This is a genomic window from Halovenus rubra, assembly GCF_026586665.1.
Taxonomy (GTDB): domain Archaea; phylum Halobacteriota; class Halobacteria; order Halobacteriales; family Haloarculaceae; genus Halovenus; species Halovenus rubra.
The window spans coordinates 272,524-296,977 of the sequence record NZ_JAODIY010000013.1; the positions used below are offsets into that span (position 1 = coordinate 272,524).

The following is a 24,454-nucleotide window of genomic DNA, read 5'->3' on the forward strand; positions in this document are numbered from 1 at the left end:
TCACACATATCGAAATTTATACTTCGTCGAGCACCGTTTCAACTCGACTGACAAGTTCGGTTTCCGAGAAGGGCTTTGCCACAAAATCGTCAGCTCCGGCGTCGAGTGCTTGCACGATATCTTCCTCCCGATTACGGGACGTCAACATGACGACTGGCAAATCGACGAGTGCGTCATGATTCCGGATACGTTTGAGGACAGCAGTCCCGTCAAGTTCGGGCATCATCACGTCTAACACCACGAGATCTGGTGGGTTGCTGGCTCGTGATTCGAGAGACTCCCAACACTCATTGCCATCACTAAAGGCCACCACGTCCCACCCGTTGTCAGTCAAGTTGAATTCGACTACCTCTCGGGTCGTCTCATCATCCTCGGCAATGACTATTTCAGCGGTCATGTACGGCTCGTACTCACGTTTCATCGCGGGCACGTTTGTTACTATGGGTCATTCGCTCCGCTGACCAGTTCGTATTTCGATGCGTGCTCCGTGGTCCGTGTCGGGAATCGTGAGTGTCCATCCGTGTGCATCGACAACATCGGTAACGCTCATGAGTCCGATTCCCGTCCCCGATACCCCTTCCGTTTCTTCGAGTTCTTCGATTTCTGCTCGGCTCTCCTCGGAAAACCCTGGCCCGTCATCGGCAACATAGAACCCCGTGTCGTTTGCGAGGGGGCCGACCTCCACGGTAACATCGTCACTGCCGTGTTCGACACTGTTACGGAAGAGATTGCCAAACAGTTGCAACAGTCGTGTCTCGTCGGCCTGTATCTCTCCGAGGGGGTCGTCTACGGACAGAGTCGCTTTTGGAGCGTCGGTATACGACCACGACTCCTCGACGATTGGTTGTAATTGGAGTGTGCGTACGTTGGTCGTCTGGCGATCACCGCGTGCGATCATCAGCAACTCGTCGATGAGTTGCTCCATCCGGTCCAGAGACTGTTCGACGCGTTCGAAATGCTGTGCCTCGTTTGTTTTGCGAGCAACTTCGAGGAAGCCAACCGCTCCCGTCAGGGGGTTCCGCAGGTCGTGTGCCACGACATCGGCAAACTCTTCGAGGCGTTCGTTCTGTCGCTGGAGTGCTTCACCACGCTCGGCCAGTTGCTCTTCGCGTTTGACTGCGGTTATCGCCTCTGTGACCAACGCCTCAAGAAGACGGAGGCTTTCGATGTCGATCTCGTCGAAGGCACGTGGCTCGGTCGCGGAACTTGTGATGATTCCATGCTTCTCACAGGGAATGTGGACCTCTGACCGTAACGGCGTCTCTGAATTATAGGCCTCTGATTGTTCAGCCAAGTCCTCGTAGTTCCGGATTTCGCCACTGTCGAAACTCTCCCAAAGAAGTGCGTCACCTCGTTCGAACGTCGGGGCCTCGCCGACTATCCGGACTGCGTCGTCGGTTTCGACCACCGGGCGTAACACGTCGTCCCCAGCGTCGTACTTCCAAAACGCACTTACCGGGAGATCGAAAAGCTCCGCGACCGTCTCGATCGTCACTTCTGCGACTTCCGTCGTCGTTTCAGCCCCCAACAACTGCTGTGATATCCTGTGGAGACCTTCTAACCGTTCTTCGAACCGCTGGCGTTCGATTTCGTACCCGGCCCACTGTCCGAGGAGCTTGATCACCTCTCGCTCGCCGTCGGTGAATTGCCGGTCACGGTCGTATGGGGCCGCAAAGCAGAACGTCCCGTAGAGGTTCTCTCCAACCATGACCTTCGTTCCAATATAACACCCCAGCTCGAACAGTTCGTACGCCCGGTCGGTTTCGCCCAACTCCGCTCGGGCATCTTGCATCCCGACGAGGCCGTCGCTTTTGATGGTTTTCCGACAGTACGACTGCTCTAGCGGTGCCGATTCGTCTGGCTGGAGGAGTGTATGATCGCCAACAGCGTGGACGATCTCCTGTACGTCTTCTTCCACTCTCGTTAAGAACCCATACGGCAGGTCTAGGTACTCACAGCCGATAGAGAGGATTCGCTCGGCCTTTTGTTCGAACGTGAGACTGGCCTCAGCGCCAACCTGGTAGAGTTTGGCCAGCACCTCCTGTTTTTGTTCTGCTTCCCGGGCCCTCCGCTCGCGCTCTGTCACGTCCCGAGCCACGCCGACGATATCCGCAGTACCGTCATCTCGAATATGTTTTGAGACACGAACTTCTACCATCTGGTCGGTGTCTTGGCCAATCTCGAATGTCAGAGCCTGGTCCTGAATGTCTCCGTTGGCAAGGTTGTCAATCGCCGTATCGAACCGGTCAAACTCCTCCGGTTGAACCAGTTCTGACTCAACCAGCGTGTCGAACGTCTCGCCGACCAGCTCGTTCGGTTTGTGCCCGACCAGTGAGCAAAGCGAGTCGTTGACGAAGGTGATGGTACCATCTAAATTGACGATGAAAATGCCATCTTGAACGGCTTCGATGATGGATCGATAGGAACTGATGCTCTCTTCGTTATCCCCCAGAGAACCATCATGGGGGCCTGTGTCCATGTTTACATTTTTCACTAATTCACAATAGGCGTTTTGTTCGATTGAGTACAACGTTGTGACGAGTAATCGTCGAATAGTGCAATTCGATATTAGTCACCCGGACGCGGTTTGTACACTTTATTTCGATAGGGGGGTGGGTTTAAGATGGTGCCCGCAAACAGTTCTGGATACAGAAATCAAAGTTTGGATTGGAGAAAAGAAAAGAAAAGATTCTCACAGAGCCGCTCAGGTCGACAGTTGTGACCTGAGAGTGTTCACTGGTCCAGACCACCCCTGTCGCCGGTCTCCGAACAGCATAGCCCCACCCGGCCAGGTCGAACAAGTATGGACACCGACATCAGGCGCTTAGTGCCAGCGGTCATCAAGCGGCGTTACGCCCTGAAATTCGCCATCGTAGCGGTCATCGGGCTGTCGGTCGCAATTATCGGCGGTATCGCGACGGTGGCAGTCGCCAATGGCGTCGAGGAGTCGGTCCAGGAGGAGTACCGGTTCGCGGCTTCCCAGGAGGCCGACCGAATTAGCAAATGGATCGAGCAAAACGAGCGGACAGTCCGGTTGGCGTCGGACGGCGAGACGCTCACCGGCGACTCCGACGCTGACAGGCAGGCGTATCTCGACCGCCAGAGTGAGCTCGCCGACAGCCAACAGCCCGATGCGTTCCTACTGGTCGATCGTGAGTCGGCGGACATCGTCAGCCAGTCTCGAACCGATCTCGGAAGCCTGACCGCGGGAACGAACCTCCGGGAGGACGGCGACGCAGTGTGGCTTTCCGAACTGTCGCTCAAGGGGCCTGACGATACCTATACTTCGACGGTGTTCGAGAGCTACGACAGTCAACCGATGATTGCGTTCGTCAGTCCAGTCACCGGGGACCAGGACCTGATGGTCGTCTGGTTGGTCGAACGACCGGGTCCCGAGTTCCTCCGAGGGAGCCAGATGGACGCCAAGGGGAGCTACCACGCGCTCGGTGGCTGGCTGGTCGGTGCCAATCCACACGGCGAAAACGTCGCCTCCACGCTGGAAGTACTCAGGGCGTTCCACTCCAGAGAGGTCCAGCTAACAGCACTAGATACGCTCGGATACCTCCCTCACGACCCGTCGCTATTCAGCGGCGAAGCCTACGATGACCGCGTCTACGGCGAGTACATGGACACGCTTGCGTTTGCGGGTGAACACACTGTTGCACGCCCAGTCTCCCAGGCATGGCCCGAGCAGGAGGCCGCTATCGTAGACGAAGTCCATACCGCCCTCGAAGGCGATAAACTGCCAGGCCGGGCAATGCGGGACCTCGAAACGCGACTGGGCTAACCAAAGGACGTGGATAGCCATCGAACCAGTCAAAAGAACAGAGGGCCACGAGGAACCGTCCGACATTCCGGTGTCGAGGGGTCCGAACACAGCGGCAGCTTATGATTTTTTTGGAGATACGATCGGAGTTCCGAATGACAGCTGCTCGAAAAGCATTAGTCGGGTTACCCATCTAGCATAAACCTGTGGTTGATGAGTGTCTGTTAAAGACGTTGCAGTCCGTATCAGGATGAACTGCTCGGAACTATCTCTCCGGGCGCTTACCTGCTGCAGAACTCGAAGAAGTGGCTGACATTCTTTCGACTGACGAACTGGCTGTCCCTGCGTCTCTGGAGACAGGCATCGAACCAAGCCAGTAATGTCTGAACGTAATTGGAGCAAGACTTCTCAAAATGGATCATCAGTTTCAGCTGTGAAGTAGTCGTCAGCCACGAACGCACGGGAACTCGTCACGTCGAGCCCGGAATCGTGCAGGAGTGCCAGCACTGCTTCTTCTAATTCTTCGACGAGTTGCTCTAGGGCTTCGGGCGAGACACCGTGTTTCTGACTACGATCTCGCCATAGACTGCCGTAGTAGATTGCACCGATATTGGGACGGCGAAGCGGGTCCTCCTTGTCGAGATTGTGACTCTCGCGTGCTCGGTAGTGTTTCCAGCGTTTGGGAAGTTTGTGGTCGGAGAAGTCCTCACGGACGTGCTTCTCGTCGATACCGACCTGGTGGCGGTAGCCCGGCACTTGCTCACCATCTTCGGTCACGTCAGATTGCTCGATTTTGCGGCGGCCGTCGCGATCGCCTTCGAGCAGGATCATCTGCTTCGTCCAGCAGACGATCTAACTCTTTCATTTCATGTGCATCGCTGGGGCCTTGTCACGTTCCCGTCACTACGCTGTGACCGACAGGATCGGCGGTTACGGTCATTCGAGGTGTGGTTCTATTGACTTCCTCTCCCAACCTCTTTGAGGTTTGGTCACATACACCACAATATATTTACTGATGGAGCTACAGATCACGCCGCCGATGCTCGTCAAGGTGGGTATCTTCTTCCTTACGGCCGGGCTGGCGATCTACGGGATTCGGGTGGGGAGTAATCGGAGAAGCAACCGCTCGGAACTCACTGCGTTCGTCGCGTTGATGCTCACAATAGCCTTCTGGGAACTGTTGGGCATCTTGATCGACACTGCGACGACGGCTGAGGCGAAGTTGCTTGTCACCAACGTCAACAACAGCGTCGCTGCGCCATTGTACCTATTTGCTATAATCTGGTTCGGGCTGGCCTACACCAGCAATGACCGGTGGGTGTACCCCTGGTTGGTGACCGTCACGGCCGCCAGCATCGGTCTCATGAGTGTCGTACTCGCCCTCTACCCGGAGTTCTTGTACGAGTCTAATGGGTTGGTCACCCGTGGACCCGTGCAGTTTCTGACGGTCACGTTCGAACCGTGGGTCGGACTGGATCGTACCCTCAAGGACTCTTTTCGCGCGTACCAGTTGTACTCGTACCTCGGTCTGCTGTTCGTTCTGGGTCTCATCGTGCGATATCTGCTCGACAACCGAGATCAGTTACAGATCGGGCAGATCTTCTCACTGATCGCCGGAATCAGCGTCCCGCTGGCTGGTAACATGCTGCTGTTCTTCGGGCTGGTCCCGCCGGATATGAACCCGACGGACCTCGCCTTTGGCGTGCTGGCGCTGTGTTTCGCCGTCGCCATCTTTCGGTACCGACTGTTCGATATCGCCCCACTGGGTCGCCAGCAGGCGATCGAGACGATGACCGATCCGATCGTGATCATCGACGACGACGACCGGACGGCAAAGAACGTGGACGGCTCCTCGTTGCCAGAGACGTGACGCGGTTGAAATCGCGCGAACAGGAACTCGATCTGCTGCGGCAGATCCAGCGACGCGTGCTCAGACACAACCTCCGCAACGACCTGCAAGTGATCCGGAGCCAGAGCGAACTGCTCACACACCGAGGGGAACGAAGACGAAGTCGCCGAGACGATTATAAAGAAAGCCGATTCACTGCTGTCGATCAGCGACAAGACTCGCACGGCCGAACGCCTCATCGAACAGGACCAGCAGCCGATACCACAGGACATCGCCGAGTCCGTTCGTGACGTGGTCGACGCCAACCGGCGTGCGTTTTCGTCCGTCTCCTTCTCACTGTCCTGTCCCGAGGAGTGTCACATCAAGACGGTCGGTGCGATGCCACTCGTCGTCGACTACATCGTCGAGAACGCCGCCGAGCACAACGTCGGCCCGTCCCCGTCGGTCACTGTCGACCTCAGCGAGACGGACGAGACTGTCATCCTCACAATCAGCGACGACGGACCGGGTATTCCAGATCAGGAATTCTCCGCGCTCGATGCAGAGGAGGAAACGCAGTTGAAACACGCCAGTGGCGTCGGGCTATGGATCGTCCAGTGAATCATCGACACCTCGGCGGCCACCATCGACTTCGAGACGGGAACTGAGGGCACGGCGGTGGCGATCACGATGCCAGCATCAGACGACCTCGATCGCTGACCGGTCACAAACGCCACCAAGTCATCCATCGACGCGGTCCCCGTCGAGCAGTTGGCTGCCTTCTTCTTCTGAGACTACGGCTCTATTGACAATGGAAGACTGGAGCAGGATTACTCCCACATGAGTTTGAGAAGACGAGGTCGAAACGGCAATGATAGGCCTCGCTTTGCTCGACCTCGTCCAGTATGGAATCGACAAGCTGATCGGTGACTCCTCCGAGCCGAATAATTAACAGCGGCCGAATCGTCCACTTAGATATGTCCACAGACGAACAGACTCCCTCTACGTCTCCACTTGACGAGGTCATGGCAGACATCCGTCGAGAACTGGTCCGACGAGTCGCGGCACAAGACCGAGACGTAAACAGAGATATGTGCGACGCCCTCGAAGACGAGTAACACCCGACTATTCATTCTACGGTCTGCTCTCTGCGTTCTTTGCAATAGCCGATTGATTACAGGTGTGGAACGTTTCCTGAAATGTAGCGAACCACAGGACAGAACCGCCACGCGTCAGAATCGTTCGGTTCCCGAACGAAAGCACAAACATTGCAGGAGCGACGCCATAAAATAGGATTAGAGGCCCTCTAAGGGAGTATTTGGAGGGGAAAATGTAGCATGGGCGCTGCAGGATTTGAACCCGCGGCATCTTGGTCCGAAGCCAAGTGCTCTGTCCAAGCTGAGCTAAGCGCCCGCATTAGATCTATCCACGGGTCACACTATTAAACCCCGCGATTCGATGTAATCAGCCAGACAAAAAACCATATATATCCTCCGCGGTACTAATGGTACAAGGTTGCCGGAAGCGTCGGGTACGTAACCGGATACCCGGGATAGGAATCAACGCAATGTACGAACTTGGTTCAGACTTCGAGAGTGCGACCGTCGAGCCTGGCACAAATCTGCTCGTTTCGGGGCCAGCTATCAATGGGAAGCGCCGGCTGGCGTTTGAGTCACTCGCCCAAGGCGCGAACAACGGCGAAGGCTCGGTCATTATCACGACACGTGATAGTTCCAATCGTGTTACCACCGATTATCACTCACTTGTTGACGAGCCTAGTGACGCTCACATTGGTATCGTGGACTGCGTTACACAGCACCAAGGCCGTTCCGTCTCCGATACCAGTATCGTGAAGCATGCTTCCTCACCCACAGACATGACCGGTATCGGAATCAAGTTTTCTGAGTTCCTCGAAGAATTCTACAGTGACCGTGGTATCACGAAAAACCGGATCGTGATGGATTCTCTGTCGACCCTGTTGATGTACTCTGATGTACAGACCGTCTTCCGGTTCATGCACGTTCTGACCAGTCGCATCGAGGATGCTGACGCTATTGGGCTTGTGATTATCGATTCGACGGCACACGACGCCGAGGATATAAACACGCTGAAACAATTGTTCGATGGCATTGTTGATGTCGATGAGGCTGGCGACGTGACACTACAGTTATCAAGAACCGCCTGATAGCGATGTAAAGCGTCAGCAGTCACCCCATCACAAAGACAGACACTGCTTTGTACAGTCGGCCACCTACTAGACGTATGCGTGTTGAGACAGCGTCCGACATTCGGACTTTACTGGAAGTTGAGACAATCGCCGTTGTCGGCTGTTCGTCGACGCCGGGGAAAGAGGCACACGAGATTCCAAAGCATATGTTAGAAAAGGGGTACACAATTATCCCGGTCAATCCGTTTGCGGACAGGATTCTCGGCCGGGAGGCCGCCGACAGTCTCGGCGAGGTAGCTGAGGAAATTGAGATGGTGAACGTGTTCCGGCCCAGCGAGGAAGTGCCCGAAATCGTCGACGATGTCCTGAATCGGCACACCACCCGTGGTGATATCGAATCGCTTTGGCTCCAACTTGGAATCCGTGACGATGACGCGACTGAGCGGGCAGTCACGGCTGGTATCGATGTGGTGCAGGACCGGTGTCTTAAAGTCGAACAGCAACGTCTTTTATAAATGACTTCGGGGTCAAGCCCCGTGACATCCGTCCCGTCTGTGAAACTGACCCGACACCACTATGCGAGCGGTGGTCGTGCTCTTTGTATGGTCACAGTCGGAGAGAAGGCACCGGATTTCGTCGCACCAGCGCTAATCGACGGTGAGGGAACAGCAGTCGAACTGTTCAAACAAATTCGAACTCACGAAGCGACCGTTTTGTACTTTTATCCAGCGGATTTCGTTCCAGAGTGTACGGCGGAACTCCTCGCTGTTCAACAGGCTGGGTGGGCAGACGAGGATGAGATAGCGGTCATCGCTCTGTCAGGAGATAGTTTATTTAGCCATGCCGCCTACGCTGCGGAGTTCGAGCTAACATTCACGCTTGTCTCAGACTTTCACGCGAGCGTCGCAGAAAGCTACGACCTCCGTATGGAGAAATGGGAGGGGCATATCCAGATCCCGCTCCGAGCGAGCGTGGTTATCGGGAGCGACTGGGAGGTGCGCGCAGTCGAACCGGCCAAGGAGCCACTGGCACGGACGACACCCGCACCAATCGAGCGCGCAGGTGAGGTGCTCCGCTCAGAAGGGCTGGATGTAACTCAGCCGACGGTCGACTACGCAGACTGCCCGGATGTTCCGTGAACCACCTGCTTTTTGCTCGTGGTCATAGTATCGGGGGACATGGACTTCTCGGAGTTCGTGCTTATGGCGAGTACGACCCGCCTCAACGAGATAGAGCGTGCAAAACAGTACGCCGATGCAGTAGAGTTTCGTCTCGACCTCGCCGACGCCGGCGTCGACGCACTCGATGTCTCTCTCCCATTGCCAGTTCTGGTCACGAACCGAGTCAAAGGCGAGGGTGGAGAAGCCGCGCCAACGACGGATCGGCTCGATAGATTGTGTCGTGCGGTCAAACAACCGACTGTCAAGGCGGTGGACATCGAACTCTCGACGCTCACCGACGGGGATGGCGAGCGGGTCGTCGACCAGGCGCGAGAACATGATGTCACAGTCGTTGTCTCGACACATGATTTCGAAGAGACACCGAACCGAGACCGTCTGCTCTCGTTGCTCACACAGGCCGACGAGCTAGGTGACGTGGCGAAACTCGCTGTCACAGCCAAAAACAGGCGTGACGCTCTCACTCTCCTTTCCGTGACAGAAGAAACAACACGGAACGGACGGACCGTCGCGACGATGGCAATGGGAGAGGCAGGGCGACACTCGCGGGTCGTCGCCCCACTATACGGTTCACGGATTGGGTATGCACCACTGAGCGGTGAACATGCCACTGCACCAGGGCAGTACGACCTCGAAACATTCCGGCAGCTGTATGAATCGCTTCGGTAGAACGGTTGACAGATATACGACACGACGTGGGAAGGAAGATACATATTCCTCAGACTCGAACGTTCAGATAGTGAGTGATTCAGCGTCAGAGCACAGTCACCCGCGAAAGCGGTCGTGGCTGGCTCTACTGTTGACGATTCTGGTTCCGGGACTCGGACACGTCTACTTGCGTCTGTGGCTCCGGTCAGCTCTCTGGTTTGCTCTGTATATTACTGCTACCTCGTTTGTCCTGCCCAGCGATGCAGTACCCGACGGTTTCTCTGTTGATGCATTCGTCACTGCAAGCGAGGCAGTTGCGTTGCAGGAAGGGCTGCTCATACTTGGTATTTCAGCGGTCTGTCTCATCGACGTCTATATGATGACGAATTACATCAACAGGCGTGCAAGACGGGCAAGCGGTGAGGCCCAGGCGGTCTGTCCACATTGTGGAAAAGAAATCGACGAGGAACTCAATTTCTGTCACTGGTGTACAACGGAACTCGACGAGCCATCCGAGACGTGATTACTTTTCGATAATGCTTTCTTCGACTGCCTCGCCGAAGTGCCGTGCCGTCTCCTCGTAGTAGAGACCAACTTCGTCACCCTCCTCAATCTCTGTTATCGCGGTTCGCCCATCCGGTGTGTTTACTTTTATTGTCTCAGCGTTCTGTAGGAGTGTCTCAACACGGTCGCCGTCAGCGGTTTCGGCCTGGATACGGAACATCGGTCGTTTCTCGATTTTTGCCCGACCGATGATTGCCTCCCGGGTATTACCGCCAGTATCCGTAATCAGAACCGAGTCGCCGCTTGAAAGCTCAGAGAGATAGTTTGTTCCCCCGTCCGGCCCCCGAATGTAAGCGTGGACAGCACCAGCGTTCACACGGAATGGCCGAGAGTCGACATACGGTGAATCAGCCGTCTCGGCGTGGACAAAGAAGAGCCCACGGGACATCGAGCCGACAAGCATCCCCTCGTCGTCGTCCATTAGCGAGCCAGTATCGATACAGACACGGTCAGCGGAGCCGGTCTCCTCGATTGCTGTGACCTCAGCCCACTGAAGAGAAAGCTGTTCGCGGTCAACTTTATCAGCAATCTCGACCGTTTGCCGAATCTCGCTTGGGTCGTCAGTATCCAGCAAGACAGCGTCAGCTCCGTTCTCAAGCGTTTCAAACGCAGTCTGTGCCTCCTGTGCTGTTGTCACTCCAGCAATGAGTGTGGTCTCCTCGCCGATGCGTGCAATCAGGTTTTCGAGTGGGATAATCTGCCAGTCTTCGCCGACAACAAGTGTGTACTCGCCATCGCGAGCAACCTCCTCGGCGAATGCTTCGTACTCTTCGTCGAAGATTCGGACGTAGCCTCCGGTGGCAGCGTTATCATCCCGACGAAGCGCAGATAGGTCGGCCGACCCAGAGAGGTCTGGCGGGAGGTCAACAGTACCGTCGCCTTCAGTGTGCTTGCCGACGAGAATTGCGTCGGCATCGGACTGTTCAGGTTCAGCTTCCATCACGTGAACGTCGTCCCCAGCAAAGGCTGCAATGTTGACCGAACCCAGTGATCGGACGCGGTCAACATCAGCTTCGTCGACAATAACCCAGTCGATGCCAGCTTCGAGCCCGGCAGTGATACGTCGTTTTCGTTGTTCCCAGTCACCAACCGTGTCGTCTGCTTTCAGCCAGACGGATCGTGTCATGTGCGTAGGCTTGTAGGCGGGGGGCTTGAACGTGGCGGAAAACCAACTCTCGATGTGAGTCCTGATTTACTGTCGCGACTAGACCAGGCTACTGCTGTTCGAGGGCTTCCTGGACAACTGCGCCGGGTGTTTCGTACCCTTCCAGAACAGCCAACTGGTCGATATCTACCAACAACTCGCGGGGGAGCTCTACCTCAACCGCAACGAGTTCCTCTTCGGTCTCGTCTGGGACCATGTCGGCAAGGTGGAGATGGATTCGTATAAGTATGCGTCGGACAGCCGGCAGACGCATGCCAAAGAGGTGCATGAAACACGGATACCGTACAGGTTTAACACGGCAGAAGTCGTAGTTACTGTATGTTGCTCGTGCGTGGCAAAGCAAGTGGGACAGAGCTGACCGGGACAATCTACGAGAAAGGAGAGGAGCCACCACAGTATAGCGGCAGTCCCGACGATGATGCTCCGTATGTTTGGGTCTGTGACGAGTTCTACGAAGTTGACAGCGGTGGGAGTACACAAGTCATCGGCGACCGAGAAATCCAGATTGCCTTCGAGACACCAATGCCACGAGGGTTCAAATCACGCAACCAAGCACTCGAACGCGCCAAAGAGCACGTCAGAACGCAGTTTGCCCGGCTCGGTGTCGATCCAGAGGCAGTCGTTATCACCGTTCTTGATGCTGAGGAAGTAGACGACTAAGCTCCAACGTGGATGGAAAAAGCCCAGTGAGACAGTTCATGCGTCGAGAAACGCAGTGACAAGTTTTCTTTCAGCAGCGTTGAGCCGTTGTGATGTTGCAGACGCTGAGATGCCAAGTTGCTCCGCAACAGCACTCAGGTCAGCACGGCGCGGCGTCTCGTAGTAGCCAAGTTCCCAAGCACACTCCATCGCGTCCCGCTGTTTGTCAGTAACTGTGCTGACATCAATTTCAGCCGTCGAGGAGCCGTCACTTCCCTCGACGAGCCAGTCGACAGAGACGGTCGACCCAGTAGCACGGAGGTCACTGATAACATCCCGGAGGACATCACGGCGGGCCAGAGACAGGACAACAACAATTGCGCCAGAGCGGACTGTTTTGATTTGTGGGATACAGTCGTGTTGTTCGAAAACCGGGCAGATACAATGATTTGATACGGCAGACCTGAGATACAGACGGTCGCGGCCAGTCTCCGGGTCGAACGATAGCTCTGTGTGACATTCGACACAGCGACTCCCGGTTTCAGCACTCTCATCTGGCTGTCCCGATTTGAGACGGTGGGTCAGATCAGTTGCCTCACTACCGGTGTCAACAACGGCACAGCTCGACTCTGGATGGGGCTCGATTACGAGTTGGGCACGCAGTACCGGTCCGGAGAGCCCGCTCTCAGCAGGTTCTTCTGGGTTCGGGTTTGAATGTACCATCTCATATAACTGTTCAAGTACGTATCAGATAAAGCCAGAGGCCAACTCCAACGGTTCGGGAACCGATGGTTTTGCCCTCAGCGACCGTTTGGCTAGGACTCAGGCGACAGCAGACAAAATAGTGCGACCGGTCGGCTCGTTGTACATAGAGAGTCTGAGAGTCGTATGGAAATCGAAGCTGTCCGTGACAACGAAACGAGTTGCGTCTCGAATTACCAGATTCTACAGCGGTTTACCACTGAGGAAGAACGCTCGCTCGCTGAGTTGTCGGGTCAAGGTAGACGACGATTTCGCCTTGGTCAGTCTCTCCATGGCCGACCCAGACACTCAGTTGTCGCTGGACGCTAATATTCGATGGGGCGTATCCTGCCTCCTCGATAGCCTCCTCGATGAGTCGCGTAGCGTGGTCGTTTTCTTCGACAGTGACATCAGGCTCGGGCAAACGGACGGTAAGTACCGGACACGTCGAGTGACGAACCAGCCGCTCAGTCACGCTGCCAATCAGCTGTCTCGTCACACCAGAGCGTCCATGCGTCCCTGCGACGATGACATCTGCACCAATTTCGGTTGCATAGTCAAGAATTGTCTCCGCCGGGCTTCCGTCTTCAATGGCAGTTTCACAGTCGACGCTGTGGCTGTTGGCCATCTCTTTGACCGCCTCGACAGCCTTTTTTCCCTGAGTGTCCAGCGAGTCACGGGCGATTCCGGCGTCTGCAAGCGGACCGGTAAGTTTCGTGTCGACAACGTGTATCGTATGTACTGCCGCGTCGTGCTTTGTTGCAAGCTCAATTGCATGCATGGCGACGTGAGCGGTGCCTGTGCTTCCGTCAGTTGGGACGAGGATTCGGTCGTACATAGATAAGTATTCACAGAGACGTTACAAAAATGAGTTCGCCACTTACCAGCTAGTGGGAACAAGAGACTCGATACTGCCGCCCGCAGTACCAGAAGTTCCCGTCTTCTGAGAATGGGGCAGATGTTATATACCCACATTTATCATAAATGAGAATATAATGAAGTCATCAATTCCTCACGCTGCCGAGACACGGTCAAATCAGTCACTCAAGCAGCGGTACGAAGAAGTTCTCTGGTGGACAATGGACCAACTTGGCGTGCTTGAGTCGGTACAGCGAAAAGTCGTCACAGCAGTCTTCTTACAGTTTTTCTCGACAGTTGCAATCTTTGTAATTCCGTTTGTTTTCTCGGGGACAGCCTGGTATGTCCTTTCAGGATTGTTGTTTCTCGGAGCCTTTGTTGCGATGAGTAATACACTGCTTATCGTGCGACGAGACTTTACCGAGCCTGTTCTCGAAATTGAGAATGCTGCAGACTCAATTGCACAGGGTGACCTCGACGTGACAATTGAGTCGTCGGCACAAAAAGACGAGATCGGAAACCTGACAAACGCGTTCGTTGGGATGCAGGAGTATCTAGTCACTGTGTCTGGGCAGGCGGATGCACTCGCTCGCCAGGAGTTCGACGACCCAGCATTGGATGAAGACGTGCCCGGTGAGTTCGGCGAGTCACTGGGTGAAATGGCCGAGAGTCTGGAGGCATATACGACGGAACTTGAAGAGATGACCGCACAGCTAGAACAACGGTCACAGCGTCTTGAGTCACTTGTTGACGCGTTTAGCGACGCGGCTGCACGCGCTCGTGATGGAGACCTGACAGCAACAATCGACAGCGCAGAACTGGACCTACAAGACGAGCAGTATATCCAACTGGTAGAGACATATAACGGCCTCCTCAACACGCTCGGCGACACAATCGATGAAGTACAGACGTTCGCCGACGATGTTACGGCTGCAAGCAGCGATGCAACAGAGCAGATGGACGAAATCGATACCGCCAGCAGTCAGGTAACACGCTCCATAGAGGAGATTTCGACAGGCGCAGCCAGACAGACAGAGGACCTGCAAGCAGTCGCTTCGGAAATGAACACGCTTTCAGCAACTGTCGAAGAGATAGCCGCGTCAGCCGACGAGGCTGCCAAGACGGCCGGTCAAGCAGCTGAACGGAGCCACGAGGGGCGGGAATCAGCTAAAGAGGCAATTGAGGAACTTGACCAACTCGAAGCAGGTATTAGCCAGACCGCGACTGCCGTCGAAGAGTTGGTCGACCAGATTGCCGAGATTGACGAGATTGTCTCGTTTATCGATGAGGTCGCCGAGCAGACCAACTTGCTTGCACTCAACGCTGGTATCGAAGCTGCCCGTGCTGGTAAGACAGGAGATGGGTTTGCTGTCGTCGCAGACGAAGTCAAAACGCTCGCCGAGGAAACACGTGACTCTGCTGCTGAAATCCAACAACGCATTGAGGCTGTCCAGTCTGCCTCTACTGAGACTGTCAACGATGTCCAGCACATGGAACAGCAGGTTTCCGGCAGTGTCGATACAATCGAGACAACGTTGCACAACTTTGACGATATCGTCGAAGAAGTCAATACGGTCAACACGACAATTCAGGAAATCAGCAACGCGACTGACGACCAGGCCAAGACGACACAAGAGGTCGTCAAGATGGTAGATGATGTCGCCAGCGTCAGCGAAGAGACAACCAGTGAGGCAGAAAGCGTCGCCACTGCAGCAGCACAACAGACCACGACGATCTCGGATATGACCGGGAACATCCGACAACTCTCCGGACAGACAACTGACCTCCAAGCGCTGTTAAAGACGTTCACCGTGGAGTCGGAGAAGGAGGCTCAGCTGGTAACGCCGTGACTCTGGGATTTGTGTGACACCCTCCGTTTTAGGCTAATCTCGCTGTATCCCGACTAACCAATCCAAGATACTGTTCGCCAGTCGGGACAACACAGCCGATCACAGCCTATCTCTCGGGTGGAAAATATCTCATACTGGTCCTGAACCGTTTCTGTGTACCACGCCTCCGGGTGGTCGGGCGACACCGGTGCTGGCATAGTCTGTCTGTGGGCTGTTGTTGTCCCCGAACGTTGTGTTTCCCCATCGACCATGTGGGGGAGTTGGTCGCTCCATCTGGTTTAAACGATGGCAATTACACATGCTCTGTGAGAGAAGCACGCAATCAGCTACCAGTTTGAGAAGCTATCTCGTGGATCCACTCGGAGAGGTCTGTGAGTGCGGATTCAATCACAGTACCACCGAAATAGAGGCTCAAGGGGCCAGTGGGAGGTGTGACCGACTGGAAGAAATGGTCAACGTCCTGGTAGCGCTCGACGCGGCTGCCAGCCGGGAGATCGGCGTCTTGCCACGCCTCGTAGCTGTCCTCGAAGAAGGCAGCCAGTTCGGGTTGTGTCTGTTCGTCTGCACCGTTGGTCTGGAGCGAGAAAAGCGGGATGTCCAGTGCGCTGACGGTCTCGACAGGGTTGTTGGCTTGCAGACTCCGGTGCCAGACGCCAGGGCGACCCATGATCGTCTCGTCGTCTTCGAACGCACCGGCGTCGATGCGTGCCAGTGTTTCCCGGTCCTGTTCGATCTGTGCCGCCTGCTCCTCGTCCAGTTTCCCATCGATTACGAACTCGTATCTGATGATATCAGCATGTTCGGGAGCGATTGCTCCGGGGTCCGTACTGCCGTCAAAAGTGACGACGCCTGCAACAGCACCATACCGATCGGCAATGCGGGGGGCACACGCACCACCCTGGCTGTGGCCGGCGACAAACAGCGCGTCTTCGTCGACACCACCGGCAGCAGCAAGTCGTGAGAGTGCCGTGACCGCGTCGTCGGTTACGACGCTGTCGAGTGTAAACTCTTTGTCCGGCACGGACTCGACAGCGAGGCGCTTCTCGTATCGGAGCGAGGCGATACCCTCGGTGGCGAGCACCCAGGCGATATCTTTCAGAATCTTCGAGTTCCCATTGGTCCCGTCTGGGTCGTGAATCCCTGCGCCATGAACCAGTAACACCCCCGGCGCTGTCCCGGTGTCGTCTGGGAGTGTGAGTCGCCCGTCGAGAGTTAGCTCACCGGCATCGATGGAGACCGAGCGCTCGGTGAACACCCCCTCGTCGGCGTATTCTGGCGGTTCGTACGCAGGCATGAACGAGAACTCCGAAATGTCACCGTCACCGAGACCAATGCGTGCAGTTTCTGTTCCGTTCTCGAACGTGAACTGGACTGTAACCGTTGCTGGCTCGTTCTGTGTGACAGCACCGATCCCATCGAACGCTCCGTACTGACCATGTAACCCCCACCAGTACTGTTTAAGCAGTTCTTCGGCCGTTGCCGATTCGGGCTGAAAGCCATCCGGAAACGGGCCACTCACTGCCGCCCGGTCGGCCAGCAGTTCGACTGCGTCGGCAAACGCCCTGTCAGCAAACTGTGTTGCGAACTGGCGTGCGCGGTCTGTTGCAGTGGTTCCCATATTTTGAGACGTTTGTCCCGCGCGTATAAGTCAGGCTGATTTTGACTCGTCGGTGGTCACGTACACTGTTTTCCGAGCGGTTGCTGGTGTTGGTCGTCGAACCGCTCAATGTGGCTACTGTATCGTTCGTGGTGTAGCTAGAAGGTGACAGTCACAGTTACAAGAAACAGTGTCTCGATGTCGACGCCCAGATTGACATGACCCCCTACGAAGAAACCGAACCCGGAACAGCGTGGCAAACTGTCGTAGTTCAGGGAACGCTCGTCGACATAGATAATGGAGAGGATGAAACGGCACCGGCAGCGCTTGCACGGAATACATAGGGAAAGCCGAACCCACTTCTCTGGAGTGGACTCTCAGAAAGTGGTGCCATACCGCCGTATCAACTCCAAATCGAAAAGATGACCCGCCGAGAACTGATAGCATGAGAGCGAGAGTTGCGTCTCGACGAAATAACATCAAAGTTGTGTAATGTAAATTTATTGTCATTTTTGAAGTGAAATGGAGCGGATTATTTAACATTCTTCAGAAAGAACCGAAAGCAAATAATCGATTTCGCCCGTCGAAAGAGAGCACGTACATAGCTTGGATGAGCAACGTTCACCAAACCGCCCACAGACCCTGCTTCAATGGTACTCGAAACATCAGTTCCCTCGTTCGGTCTCGCGCTCGCGGCTATTGGCAGCTCCGGTACACTCTTGGGTCTCGTCGTCAAGCACAGAGGGAAGCCAACCGCCCGGCCGATGATTGGGCTTGCAGCTATGCTGTTTTTTACATCGATAATCCACTTGTGTCACGTTCATTTCACACCGACACATGAGTGGCTTGCACAGGCCGTCGGGAGTGAGTTTGCAGAGGTGTACTGGATTGCTGTTCTGTTTGTCAGTTACGTCCCGATTCTCGGACTCTGGACCGTGTTTGCTTTCGAGTATACTGGCCGTGGAGCGTCGGTGACGCGGTTGCTTGGCATAATATTTATTGGTCTGTTTCTCGCACAGATTGGCTCGCTTGTTCTTGCCATTACCGGCGGTGGGATCGAACTTGCGTTCACCCTTGCGTTCACCCAGGCGATTCTGGTTGGTATTGTCCTCGTAGCACTGATTCTTGCCATCATCGGCATATTCCTCATTATCGATGAATCAACGAGGTTGGGGTCACTTATGTTCAGGGAAGCACTGGTCCTCTCCAGTGGCGCGGGTGCACTTGTTGTTGGGGCCTGGCTCTTTTTTCCATTCGCCGAACCGCCAGTATTCACAGGGTCGGTGTTGTCGAGTAGCTTGATTTTTATATTCGCAATTCGTCACTACGCGGTGTTTGAGTCGCTGCCGGTCGCTAGTGTTCTGGGTCGGGACCGTGTTATCGACGAGATGGCAGAAGCTGTCGTCGTTGTCGGCAAGGATGAAACGATTCAGGACGTAAATCCGGCTGTTGTCTCACTGTTTGACCGAGAGCGCAACGAGATGGTCGGCAACGAGTGGGGGACACTGTTTTCCTCGGAACGGTCCTGCCGAGAGATGGCCCAAACAAACAGTCCGGACAGAATCCAGCTAGCTGGGTCTGTGTTGTCGGTAACAGTGAGTGAGGTACGCGACGAGAGTGGACGGTTACTTGGCTATCTGGTGGTCTGTCAAGATGTAACCGACCGTCGAGAGCGCGAACAACGTCTGGCGGTTCTTAACCGCTTTCTTGTCGATGCTGTGTCCGACAGAATGGGTGATGTTGCGACAGATGCTGACAGGCTAGCTTCGAACCCGACAGCTGGCAACAAGAAGACAGCAGAGCGTGGAAGCAATATCTGGTCAACAACAACAAACATCACTAAACTGCTTGCGTACGTCAGGGAGATAGAGCGGGCTCTGGCGGCCGATGATGAACAACGAAGCGACGCCAGTGCAGTCATCCACCGCGTCGCAGACTCGGTTTCTAGGGCGAACGACTCGCCGGCACTCAAAGTAACGAAAACTGCACCTGTACCAATAAAGTCTGCACTGCTTGAGTCAACCGTAGAATTGCTCGTAACAAGAGCGTTCCAACTACCATCGGATTCACTACTGTTGACCGTTAAATCGACCGATAAAGCAGTTACCATCTCCATCACAAACAAACAGGACACCGTCGATGAAAATGCGCGTCGTCAGCCACTTGATGAGCTGTCGGTCCAGCTTGTCCGACTGACCATCGAGTCTGCCGGCGGCTCAGTTAGTACGAATAACATTGGAGTGCCAGCCAACAATGACCACTCTAGCAGAGAAGCTGTCCAGACAACAGTAACACGACCTGACACAGAAAGAGAGGCTGTCGCGACGTCAGGCAAGCCAGACGACAGACAGCGAGTCACGGTTACGTTACCAGCAATCGATGGCGTTGAGTCGTCCGAGCCGTCAGCACCCTCCCCCGAGACCATGGCAGACACTACAGAGCAGTCCGACCAGCCCAGCGGACACACGGACGGTGAACAGCCGTGAACGACATAGTATTGTCGACAATGGGGATAGCCAGTATTGGGCTCCACTGCTGGCTCTCCATCTACGCGGTGCAGCGTCGGGACCGGCCGGGAGCCCTTCCGCTGACGTTGCTCGGTGCGGCGTTGACAGCCGCAAGTTTGATATTGACACTTGACATTGTCGCCAATCTATCCGTACTCAACTTCTTTGGCCAAGCGCTTGTGTTTGCGACAGTTCTGTGGACTGCATTCACCCTCGAATATACGGGTCGAGGGCCAGCAATGACGAGAAACCGGCTCATCGGGCTGCTTGGCCTGTCAACCGTTATCGTCGTGTTACAGGTGCTCATTATCTACGTATTCTCTCCCGGGTTCCCGTACTGGCTGTTTATATCCGCGTCAAACATCACAGTCATCTCTACAGGCGGGTTTGGGATATTCCTCGTTGTCCGCTCAGGTGTTACCTACGACGACCTTCCGCTGGTCCGCGCACTTGTCGTTGCAGGAACCGGCGTTTCCATTGTTTTTATTTGGATTGCTGGGATAATTCTGGGCGAGCGACTCCAGTTCGACTCTGTGTTTCGGACAGTCATTACTGTCCTGTTGGTCTCTAGCGGTGGGCTATTCGCTCTTGCTCAGTATCGTTACGACCTGCTCGAAGCTGACCCGAGTGCAGGTCACCTCGCACGCAACACTATCTTTGACGAGATGGCTGAAGCCGTTATTGTTTCAGACCGACAACAGCAACTCTTAGACAGCAATCGAACGGCCGAGCAGGTTTTCGATATCGGCCCAGCCGTACTCGGCGAACCAATTGTGGATGTCATCGGTACCTCACTTGCGCCGTATGATGGCGAGACAATCACCATACCCGGTCGAGACGGGAGACGGGAGTACGAGGTTCGACAGTCGCCTGTCAAAGGGAGCACAGAGAAGTCGGTCGGGACAGTCTACATGCTTAGAGATGTAACTGACCAGCAGACACACGAACAGCAACTGGCGGTCCTCAACAGAGTGTTGCGTCATAACCTGCGCAACGATTTTGACTCAATCCGAGGGTTTGCAGAGCCGATTCGGGACGGGAACACGACCGTCGACGAGACGGTTGCGTTCAGCAAACGAATCCGTGACTCAGCACACCGAATCAGAGACCTTGGCCAAAAAGTGTCCCACGCAGAACGATTGCTTGAATGGGAGCCACTCGACCGCAATCAGATTGACCTCGTCGCTGTCTCGGAGTCAGTCGCAGACCAGATGGAAAGCAAATACCCTGATTCGTCTGTCGACGTGTCGGTCTTGAAGCGACCACTACAGGCGCGCACCGACAGAGAAACAATCACTGCCGTTATCGAAGAACTCGTCGACAACAGCCTAAAACATCGGCAAGAAGCGGGTGGGAAAGTCAACATCGAGCTGGGAAAAGCAAATGGCGAGATTGCGATTGTTATCCGCGACGATGGACCGGGAATTCCAGAACACGAGCGAGCAGTGCTTCTCGACGGAGAAGAGACGCCACTACGCCATGGCACTGGCATCGGCCTCTGGTTCGTTTACTGGGGAATACGGCGACTCGGTGGAACACTCTCCTTTGCCGAAAACAAGCCACAAGGCAGTGTTGTAACCGTACAACTCCCGACTGTTGACTGAGGGCGATAGTCGAACTGGTATTTAAATACTATGCCGCCGTAGGTGGAAGTGAGTGACGGAGAGAAACACGACAGCTGACCGGACCGTCATCGCAAAGCGAGTGCCGTCGGGCGAGGCCGATACGTCTGAGATTCGCGACCTCACAGCAGCAGCAGGCTATCAGGTCGTTGATTCCGTGACCCAGACGCGCAAGGAAAACCCTGCGTATCACCTCGGAGAAGGAAAAGTCGAGGAGATTGCAACAGCCGTTGTTGCAGCCAATGCGACGGTAGTAATCGTCGACAACGAGCTTGGTCCGTACCAGACCTACAATATCGGGAACAAGTTCCCAACTGGCGTCCGCGTTATCGACCGGTTTCGTCTCATTCTAGAGATATTCGGCCAGCGTGCCCAGACACGGAAGGCACAACTTCAGGTCGAACTCGCGGAGTTACGCTATGAGTTACCACGAGCAGAGGCAAAAGCGAGTCTTGCAAAGCGCGATGAACGCCCCGGATTCATGGGGTTGGGGGAGTACGACGAGAGTCGCGAACGGGATATCAAAGCCCGTATCTCGCGTATTCGGGACGAACTCGAACAAATCGAGCAAGACGACGAACACCGCCGTGAGCAGCGGCGGGAGTCTGGATTCGACCTCGTCGCGCTTGCGGGCTATACAAATGCCGGCAAGTCGACGCTCTTGCGACAGCTCGCCGAGGACCTAGCGGTCGACGAAAACGAGGACCTCCACCCGGACCTAGATTCGACAGCGGAGTCAGAAGACCGGCTGTTCACGACGCTTGGGACGACAACTCGGAAGGCTGCCCTTGACCGCCGGGACGTGCTCGTAACCGACACCGTCGGCTTCATCTCGGACCTGCCCCACTGGCTTGTGGAGTCATTCAAGTCGACGCTCGATGCGGTCTACCGGGCGGACCTTGTCTTGCTCGTCGTCGACGTAAGTGAACCAATCGAAGACATCCATGAGAAATTGGTGACCTGCCACGACACGCTCTATGAGCGTAACGAGGCACCCATTGTGACCGTTCTCAACAAGTGTGACAAGGTTACTAACGAGGAAATCGAGCGCAAGAGAGATGCGGTCTCGGCACTTGCCCCGAACCCGGTCATGGTGAGCGCGAAAACTGGAGAGAGTATCGACCAGCTCTCATCGCGTATTAACGACGAGTTGCCGGCATACGAGCGTGAACGGCTGGTCATGCCGATGACCGAGGAAACGATGAGTGTCGTCTCGTGGATTCACGACAATGCCTTCGTCGACGGCGTCGAGTACGGAGACCATGCAGACGAGGTGACAATCGAGTTCGAGGCACGTCCAACCATCGTCGAGCAGTCCCGGTCAAAAGCACAGCGCCTCGTCGAGACTGAGCCCTCGGCCTGAGACAGGACCGCCTGCCGTTGTGCGATACGATTATTTTGTTTTTGGCTGCTCCATCGCTTTGGGAATTGCATCCAGCAGGTCAGACGCCACGAGCCCGTTTCCGTGTTCATCGGCGACAATATCCCCAGCCCTGCCAGTAATATATGCGCCGAGAACGGCCGCTTCAAACGGGTCCTGAACAGCGGCCAGTGCCCCAGTGACGCCGGCGAGGATATCTCCTGTCCCACCGACAGTCATGCCGGCGTTTCCGGTCCGGCTGACCCTGTGTTGGTCGTTGTCTGTGACGATATCGTACGCACCCTTAAGCAAGACAGTGTGCCCGATGTCGGCGGCAAAGTCGGCCACGAGGTCACAACGTTCTTGCCAGTCAGCGCTCGACCGCCCACCCATCTTGACGAGTTCACCCTGATGGGGTGTACAGATGAGATTTGCTTCTGTCTCTATTTCAGGGACAATCTGGAGTGGGTCCGCGTCGACAACAGCAGTCCCGTCGTAGGATTCGATGATAGCACGTGCAGCATCAAGCGTTTCGTCGTCGTCACCCAGCCCCGGCCCGATGACGAGTACGTCATGTTCGCGAGCGTACTCCATAACAGGTCCGACATGACCGGGTTGGAGTCGCCGTCCCTGCATCGGATAGAGAATCAGGTTCTCGCTGTACCCCTGTATCTCGTGTGCAACGGAGGTCGGACAGGTGACTTTGACCAAGTCTGCCCCCGTTCGGAGGGCGGCCTGTGCGGTCAGTGCGGGGGCGCCAGTGTAAGGACCGCCGCCGATGATGAGCACTTCGCCGTGGTCTCCTTTGTGGCTATCACGCCTACGAGACAGTCGCTGCAGGTCGCCACGCTCGACGAACAGTTCAGCCGCCTCAGGAATCCCAATATCTGCCACTCGGATGTCTGCGTCGAGTTCGGCCAACCCGGGTTTGGTATCGTGGAACGTAACGACGTGGTCAGGTGTGACAGCGGTGTCGGCCATGTCACCAGTCTCCGAATCGAGGCCGGACGGGACATCAACGGAGAGAACGGGAGCATCAGCCTCGTTCATTGCTGTCGCAGCCGTCTTAACAGGCTCGCGCAGGTTGCCGCTGATGCCGGTCCCAAGCATTGCGTCGACGAGAACATCAGCATCGCTCAGGTCCAGCGCGGTCGAGTCTCGAATTTCTGCAGTGTCGTACTCGGCAGTCACGAGTGTGTCCCAATTTTCTCTGGCAATGTCTGTTGTAATTGTCTCAGCCCGTCCAAGAAGTCGCACCTGAACATCAAACTCGTCAAGGAAGCGAGCTGTGACAAACGCGTCACCACCGTTGTTTCCACGGCCAGCGACGATGAGAATACAATCCGTAGCAGAAGCAACCTCCCTGATGGCATCAGCGAGAGCGTTTCCACTGGATTCCATAAGTTGCTTGCGTGGCACCCCCAGTGCTTCGGCATTAGCATCGACCACGGACATCTCAGACCCCTTAATCATACCCCGTGGTTCACAGGGCTTGTAAATAACTGTGTGGCAAAGTAGTCACCCCAATCCGAACAGAGCAGGGCGCTTGGAGGCCGGTTGCCCGCGCTTAAATGCCGGGAACGCCAAGCGCAGTAGAATTACCGATATTAAACAGCGCTAGAACGGCCAACGCAAAGAGAGCACCGAGCCACGCCCCTAGCGCGAGCAGTGTCGCGCGTGTCCACCCGACACTGTACCGCGAGCGGATAACCCAAGTCCAGACTAGCAAACCGATAATCGAGGAGAGGAGACCGCCGAGGCCAACGCGGCTAAAGAGGACTTCGACGAGCGCCCAAGCAAGCGCCCCGAAGAGTGCCGTCACAACAGCATACGAGTACTCCTGTGAAGTGAGTGCGACTTTTGACCCGACGTGAATACCGAATCCGCCAACGAGCAAACTCACTGCGAAAACGAGGAGAGAGTTCTCGACGCCTGTTACTGTCATAAAGAGTGATTGACCCGAC

Annotated in this window: 25 protein-coding genes and 1 tRNA gene; 15 read left to right on the forward strand and 11 right to left on the reverse strand. The window is 55.5% G+C overall.

Annotation, left to right across the window (positions count from 1 at the left end; translation table 11 throughout):
* Positions 1–16: 16 nt before the first annotated feature.
* On the reverse strand, positions 17–421 hold the full coding sequence (locus tag N5098_RS13670) for a response regulator transcription factor (protein ID WP_267638430.1): 405 nt from the start codon (positions 419–421) through the stop codon (positions 17–19).
* Positions 422–445: 24 nt separating this feature from the next.
* Positions 446–2,479 carry a PAS domain S-box protein gene (locus tag N5098_RS13675; protein WP_267638431.1) on the reverse strand — a complete coding sequence of 678 codons (2,034 nt, stop codon included), beginning with the start codon at positions 2,477–2,479 and terminating at the stop codon, positions 446–448.
* Between the two features lie 324 nt (positions 2,480–2,803).
* Here N5098_RS13675 and N5098_RS13680 point away from each other — a divergent pair, with 324 nt between their 5' ends.
* Entirely contained in the window at positions 2,804–3,787 is a 984-nt protein-coding gene (locus N5098_RS13680) for a type 2 periplasmic-binding domain-containing protein (protein ID WP_267638432.1), read from the forward strand.
* Positions 3,788–4,174: 387 nt separating this feature from the next.
* Here the strand turns inward: N5098_RS13680 and N5098_RS13685 are convergent, their stop codons facing one another.
* Positions 4,175–4,597, reverse strand: coding sequence for a DUF7845 domain-containing protein (locus N5098_RS13685; RefSeq protein WP_267638433.1), 423 nt, complete (start codon positions 4,595–4,597; stop codon positions 4,175–4,177).
* Positions 4,598–4,781: 184 nt separating this feature from the next.
* Between N5098_RS13685 and N5098_RS13690 the strand changes: the two genes are divergently transcribed.
* The 3 genes from N5098_RS13690 (at position 4,782) to N5098_RS13700 (ending at position 6,712) form a co-directional block, all read left to right on the forward strand.
* Entirely contained in the window at positions 4,782–5,636 is an 855-nt protein-coding gene (locus tag N5098_RS13690; RefSeq protein WP_267638434.1) for a histidine kinase N-terminal 7TM domain-containing protein, read from the forward strand.
* A gap of 270 nt (positions 5,637–5,906) precedes the next feature.
* Complete coding sequence (locus tag N5098_RS13695) at positions 5,907–6,215, forward strand: ATP-binding protein (RefSeq protein ID WP_267638435.1); 309 nt, start codon at positions 5,907–5,909, stop codon at positions 6,213–6,215.
* A gap of 356 nt (positions 6,216–6,571) precedes the next feature.
* Entirely contained in the window at positions 6,572–6,712 is a 141-nt protein-coding gene (locus N5098_RS13700; RefSeq protein ID WP_267638436.1) for a hypothetical protein, read from the forward strand.
* Between the two features lie 220 nt (positions 6,713–6,932).
* Here N5098_RS13700 and N5098_RS13705 read toward each other — a convergent pair.
* A tRNA-Arg gene (locus N5098_RS13705) sits at positions 6,933–7,007 on the reverse strand.
* Positions 7,008–7,161: 154 nt separating this feature from the next.
* On the opposite strand from N5098_RS13705, the gene N5098_RS13710 reads away from it, so the two are divergent.
* The 5 genes from N5098_RS13710 to N5098_RS13730 all read left to right on the forward strand — a co-directional run bounded on the left by N5098_RS13710 (position 7,162) and on the right by N5098_RS13730 (position 10,110).
* On the forward strand, positions 7,162–7,779 hold the full coding sequence (locus N5098_RS13710; RefSeq protein ID WP_267638437.1) for an RAD55 family ATPase: 618 nt from the start codon (positions 7,162–7,164) through the stop codon (positions 7,777–7,779).
* A 77-nt stretch (positions 7,780–7,856) separates the two neighbouring features.
* Entirely contained in the window at positions 7,857–8,276 is a 420-nt protein-coding gene (locus N5098_RS13715) for a CoA-binding protein (RefSeq protein WP_267638438.1), read from the forward strand.
* Between the two features lie 87 nt (positions 8,277–8,363).
* A complete protein-coding gene (locus N5098_RS13720; RefSeq protein ID WP_267638439.1) occupies positions 8,364–8,900 on the forward strand; it encodes a redoxin domain-containing protein in 537 nt (178 codons plus the stop codon).
* A gap of 39 nt (positions 8,901–8,939) precedes the next feature.
* The gene (locus N5098_RS13725) at positions 8,940–9,608 is read left to right on the forward strand and encodes a type I 3-dehydroquinate dehydratase (protein ID WP_267638440.1); all 669 of its coding nucleotides are present in this window, start codon (positions 8,940–8,942) and stop codon (positions 9,606–9,608) included.
* 70 nt (positions 9,609–9,678) lie between these two features.
* Positions 9,679–10,110: a zinc ribbon domain-containing protein gene (locus N5098_RS13730; protein WP_267638441.1), complete on the forward strand. Its 432-nt coding sequence runs from the start codon at positions 9,679–9,681 to the stop codon at positions 10,108–10,110.
* On the opposite strand, the gene N5098_RS13735 is transcribed toward N5098_RS13730, so the two are convergent.
* Both N5098_RS13735 and N5098_RS13740 read right to left on the reverse strand, forming a co-directional pair.
* Positions 10,111–11,277, reverse strand: a complete 1,167-nt coding sequence (locus tag N5098_RS13735; RefSeq protein ID WP_267638442.1) for a 3-dehydroquinate synthase II — start codon at positions 11,275–11,277, stop codon at positions 10,111–10,113. It lies immediately after the preceding gene.
* Positions 11,278–11,365: 88 nt separating this feature from the next.
* Positions 11,366–11,512: a hypothetical protein gene (locus N5098_RS13740; protein WP_267638443.1), complete on the reverse strand. Its 147-nt coding sequence runs from the start codon at positions 11,510–11,512 to the stop codon at positions 11,366–11,368.
* Positions 11,513–11,634: 122 nt separating this feature from the next.
* On the opposite strand from N5098_RS13740, the gene N5098_RS13745 reads away from it, so the two are divergent.
* Entirely contained in the window at positions 11,635–11,976 is a 342-nt protein-coding gene (locus tag N5098_RS13745; protein WP_267638444.1) for a DUF7113 family protein, read from the forward strand.
* A gap of 36 nt (positions 11,977–12,012) precedes the next feature.
* Here the strand turns inward: N5098_RS13745 and N5098_RS13750 are convergent, their stop codons facing one another.
* Together N5098_RS13750 and N5098_RS13755 are read right to left on the reverse strand one after the other, a co-directional pair.
* Complete coding sequence (locus N5098_RS13750; RefSeq protein WP_267638445.1) at positions 12,013–12,678, reverse strand: helix-turn-helix domain-containing protein; 666 nt, start codon at positions 12,676–12,678, stop codon at positions 12,013–12,015.
* 232 nt (positions 12,679–12,910) lie between these two features.
* Positions 12,911–13,534 carry a universal stress protein gene (locus tag N5098_RS13755; protein WP_267638446.1) on the reverse strand — a complete coding sequence of 208 codons (624 nt, stop codon included), beginning with the start codon at positions 13,532–13,534 and terminating at the stop codon, positions 12,911–12,913.
* 241 nt (positions 13,535–13,775) lie between these two features.
* On the opposite strand from N5098_RS13755, the gene N5098_RS13760 reads away from it, so the two are divergent.
* Positions 13,776–15,404: a methyl-accepting chemotaxis protein gene (locus N5098_RS13760; protein ID WP_368408026.1), complete on the forward strand. Its 1,629-nt coding sequence runs from the start codon at positions 13,776–13,778 to the stop codon at positions 15,402–15,404.
* A 322-nt stretch (positions 15,405–15,726) separates the two neighbouring features.
* Here N5098_RS13760 and N5098_RS13765 read toward each other — a convergent pair whose 3' ends face one another.
* Positions 15,727–17,022: an alpha/beta hydrolase family protein gene (locus N5098_RS13765; protein WP_267638448.1), complete on the reverse strand. Its 1,296-nt coding sequence runs from the start codon at positions 17,020–17,022 to the stop codon at positions 15,727–15,729.
* Between the two features lie 197 nt (positions 17,023–17,219).
* Between N5098_RS13765 and N5098_RS13770 the strand changes: the two genes are divergently transcribed.
* From N5098_RS13770 to hflX, 4 genes are all read left to right on the forward strand, one after another.
* Positions 17,220–17,345: a hypothetical protein gene (locus N5098_RS13770; protein ID WP_267638449.1), complete on the forward strand. Its 126-nt coding sequence runs from the start codon at positions 17,220–17,222 to the stop codon at positions 17,343–17,345.
* 306 nt (positions 17,346–17,651) lie between these two features.
* Positions 17,652–19,487: a PAS domain-containing protein gene (locus tag N5098_RS13775; RefSeq protein ID WP_267638450.1), complete on the forward strand. Its 1,836-nt coding sequence runs from the start codon at positions 17,652–17,654 to the stop codon at positions 19,485–19,487.
* On the forward strand, positions 19,484–21,112 hold the full coding sequence (locus N5098_RS13780; protein ID WP_267638451.1) for a sensor histidine kinase: 1,629 nt from the start codon (positions 19,484–19,486) through the stop codon (positions 21,110–21,112). Before N5098_RS13775 ends, N5098_RS13780 begins: the two co-directional genes overlap by 4 nt.
* Positions 21,113–21,164: 52 nt before the next feature.
* Positions 21,165–22,493: a GTPase HflX gene (gene hflX, locus N5098_RS13785; RefSeq protein ID WP_267638452.1), complete on the forward strand. Its 1,329-nt coding sequence runs from the start codon at positions 21,165–21,167 to the stop codon at positions 22,491–22,493.
* 30 nt (positions 22,494–22,523) lie between these two features.
* On the opposite strand, the gene N5098_RS13790 is transcribed toward hflX, so the two are convergent.
* Both N5098_RS13790 and N5098_RS13795 read right to left on the reverse strand, forming a co-directional pair.
* Positions 22,524–23,963: an NAD(P)H-hydrate dehydratase gene (locus N5098_RS13790; RefSeq protein ID WP_267638453.1), complete on the reverse strand. Its 1,440-nt coding sequence runs from the start codon at positions 23,961–23,963 to the stop codon at positions 22,524–22,526.
* 94 nt (positions 23,964–24,057) lie between these two features.
* Entirely contained in the window at positions 24,058–24,435 is a 378-nt protein-coding gene (locus tag N5098_RS13795; RefSeq protein ID WP_267638454.1) for a hypothetical protein, read from the reverse strand.
* Positions 24,436–24,454 lie beyond the last annotated feature (19 nt).

Excerpts from the sequence above, each read along its gene's own strand:
- N5098_RS13685 (WP_267638433.1), bottom strand. The coding sequence starts at position 4,597 with ATGATCCTGCTCGAAGGCGATCGCGACGGCCGCCGCAAAATCGAGCAA.
- N5098_RS13735 (WP_267638442.1), bottom strand. The coding sequence starts at position 11,277 with ATGACACGATCCGTCTGGCTGAAAGCAGACGACACGGTTGGTGACTGG.
- N5098_RS13710 (WP_267638437.1), top strand. The coding sequence starts at position 7,162 with ATGTACGAACTTGGTTCAGACTTCGAGAGTGCGACCGTCGAGCCTGGC.
- N5098_RS13700 (WP_267638436.1), top strand. The coding sequence starts at position 6,572 with ATGTCCACAGACGAACAGACTCCCTCTACGTCTCCACTTGACGAGGTC.
- N5098_RS13715 (WP_267638438.1), top strand. The coding sequence starts at position 7,857 with ATGCGTGTTGAGACAGCGTCCGACATTCGGACTTTACTGGAAGTTGAG.
- N5098_RS13775 (WP_267638450.1), top strand. The coding sequence starts at position 17,652 with ATGGTACTCGAAACATCAGTTCCCTCGTTCGGTCTCGCGCTCGCGGCT.
- N5098_RS13740 (WP_267638443.1), bottom strand. The coding sequence starts at position 11,512 with ATGGTCCCAGACGAGACCGAAGAGGAACTCGTTGCGGTTGAGGTAGAG.
- N5098_RS13670 (WP_267638430.1), bottom strand. The coding sequence starts at position 421 with ATGAAACGTGAGTACGAGCCGTACATGACCGCTGAAATAGTCATTGCC.
- N5098_RS13745 (WP_267638444.1), top strand. The coding sequence starts at position 11,635 with ATGTTGCTCGTGCGTGGCAAAGCAAGTGGGACAGAGCTGACCGGGACA.
- N5098_RS13680 (WP_267638432.1), top strand. The coding sequence starts at position 2,804 with ATGGACACCGACATCAGGCGCTTAGTGCCAGCGGTCATCAAGCGGCGT.
- N5098_RS13725 (WP_267638440.1), top strand. The coding sequence starts at position 8,940 with ATGGACTTCTCGGAGTTCGTGCTTATGGCGAGTACGACCCGCCTCAAC.
- N5098_RS13690 (WP_267638434.1), top strand. The coding sequence starts at position 4,782 with ATGGAGCTACAGATCACGCCGCCGATGCTCGTCAAGGTGGGTATCTTC.
- N5098_RS13750 (WP_267638445.1), bottom strand. The coding sequence starts at position 12,678 with ATGGTACATTCAAACCCGAACCCAGAAGAACCTGCTGAGAGCGGGCTC.
- N5098_RS13765 (WP_267638448.1), bottom strand. The coding sequence starts at position 17,022 with ATGGGAACCACTGCAACAGACCGCGCACGCCAGTTCGCAACACAGTTT.
- N5098_RS13770 (WP_267638449.1), top strand. The coding sequence starts at position 17,220 with ATGACCCCCTACGAAGAAACCGAACCCGGAACAGCGTGGCAAACTGTC.
- N5098_RS13675 (WP_267638431.1), bottom strand. The coding sequence starts at position 2,479 with ATGGACACAGGCCCCCATGATGGTTCTCTGGGGGATAACGAAGAGAGC.
- N5098_RS13760 (WP_368408026.1), top strand. The coding sequence starts at position 13,776 with ATGGACCAACTTGGCGTGCTTGAGTCGGTACAGCGAAAAGTCGTCACA.
- N5098_RS13755 (WP_267638446.1), bottom strand. The coding sequence starts at position 13,534 with ATGTACGACCGAATCCTCGTCCCAACTGACGGAAGCACAGGCACCGCT.
- N5098_RS13720 (WP_267638439.1), top strand. The coding sequence starts at position 8,364 with ATGGTCACAGTCGGAGAGAAGGCACCGGATTTCGTCGCACCAGCGCTA.
- N5098_RS13795 (WP_267638454.1), bottom strand. The coding sequence starts at position 24,435 with ATGACAGTAACAGGCGTCGAGAACTCTCTCCTCGTTTTCGCAGTGAGT.
- N5098_RS13790 (WP_267638453.1), bottom strand. The coding sequence starts at position 23,963 with ATGATTAAGGGGTCTGAGATGTCCGTGGTCGATGCTAATGCCGAAGCA.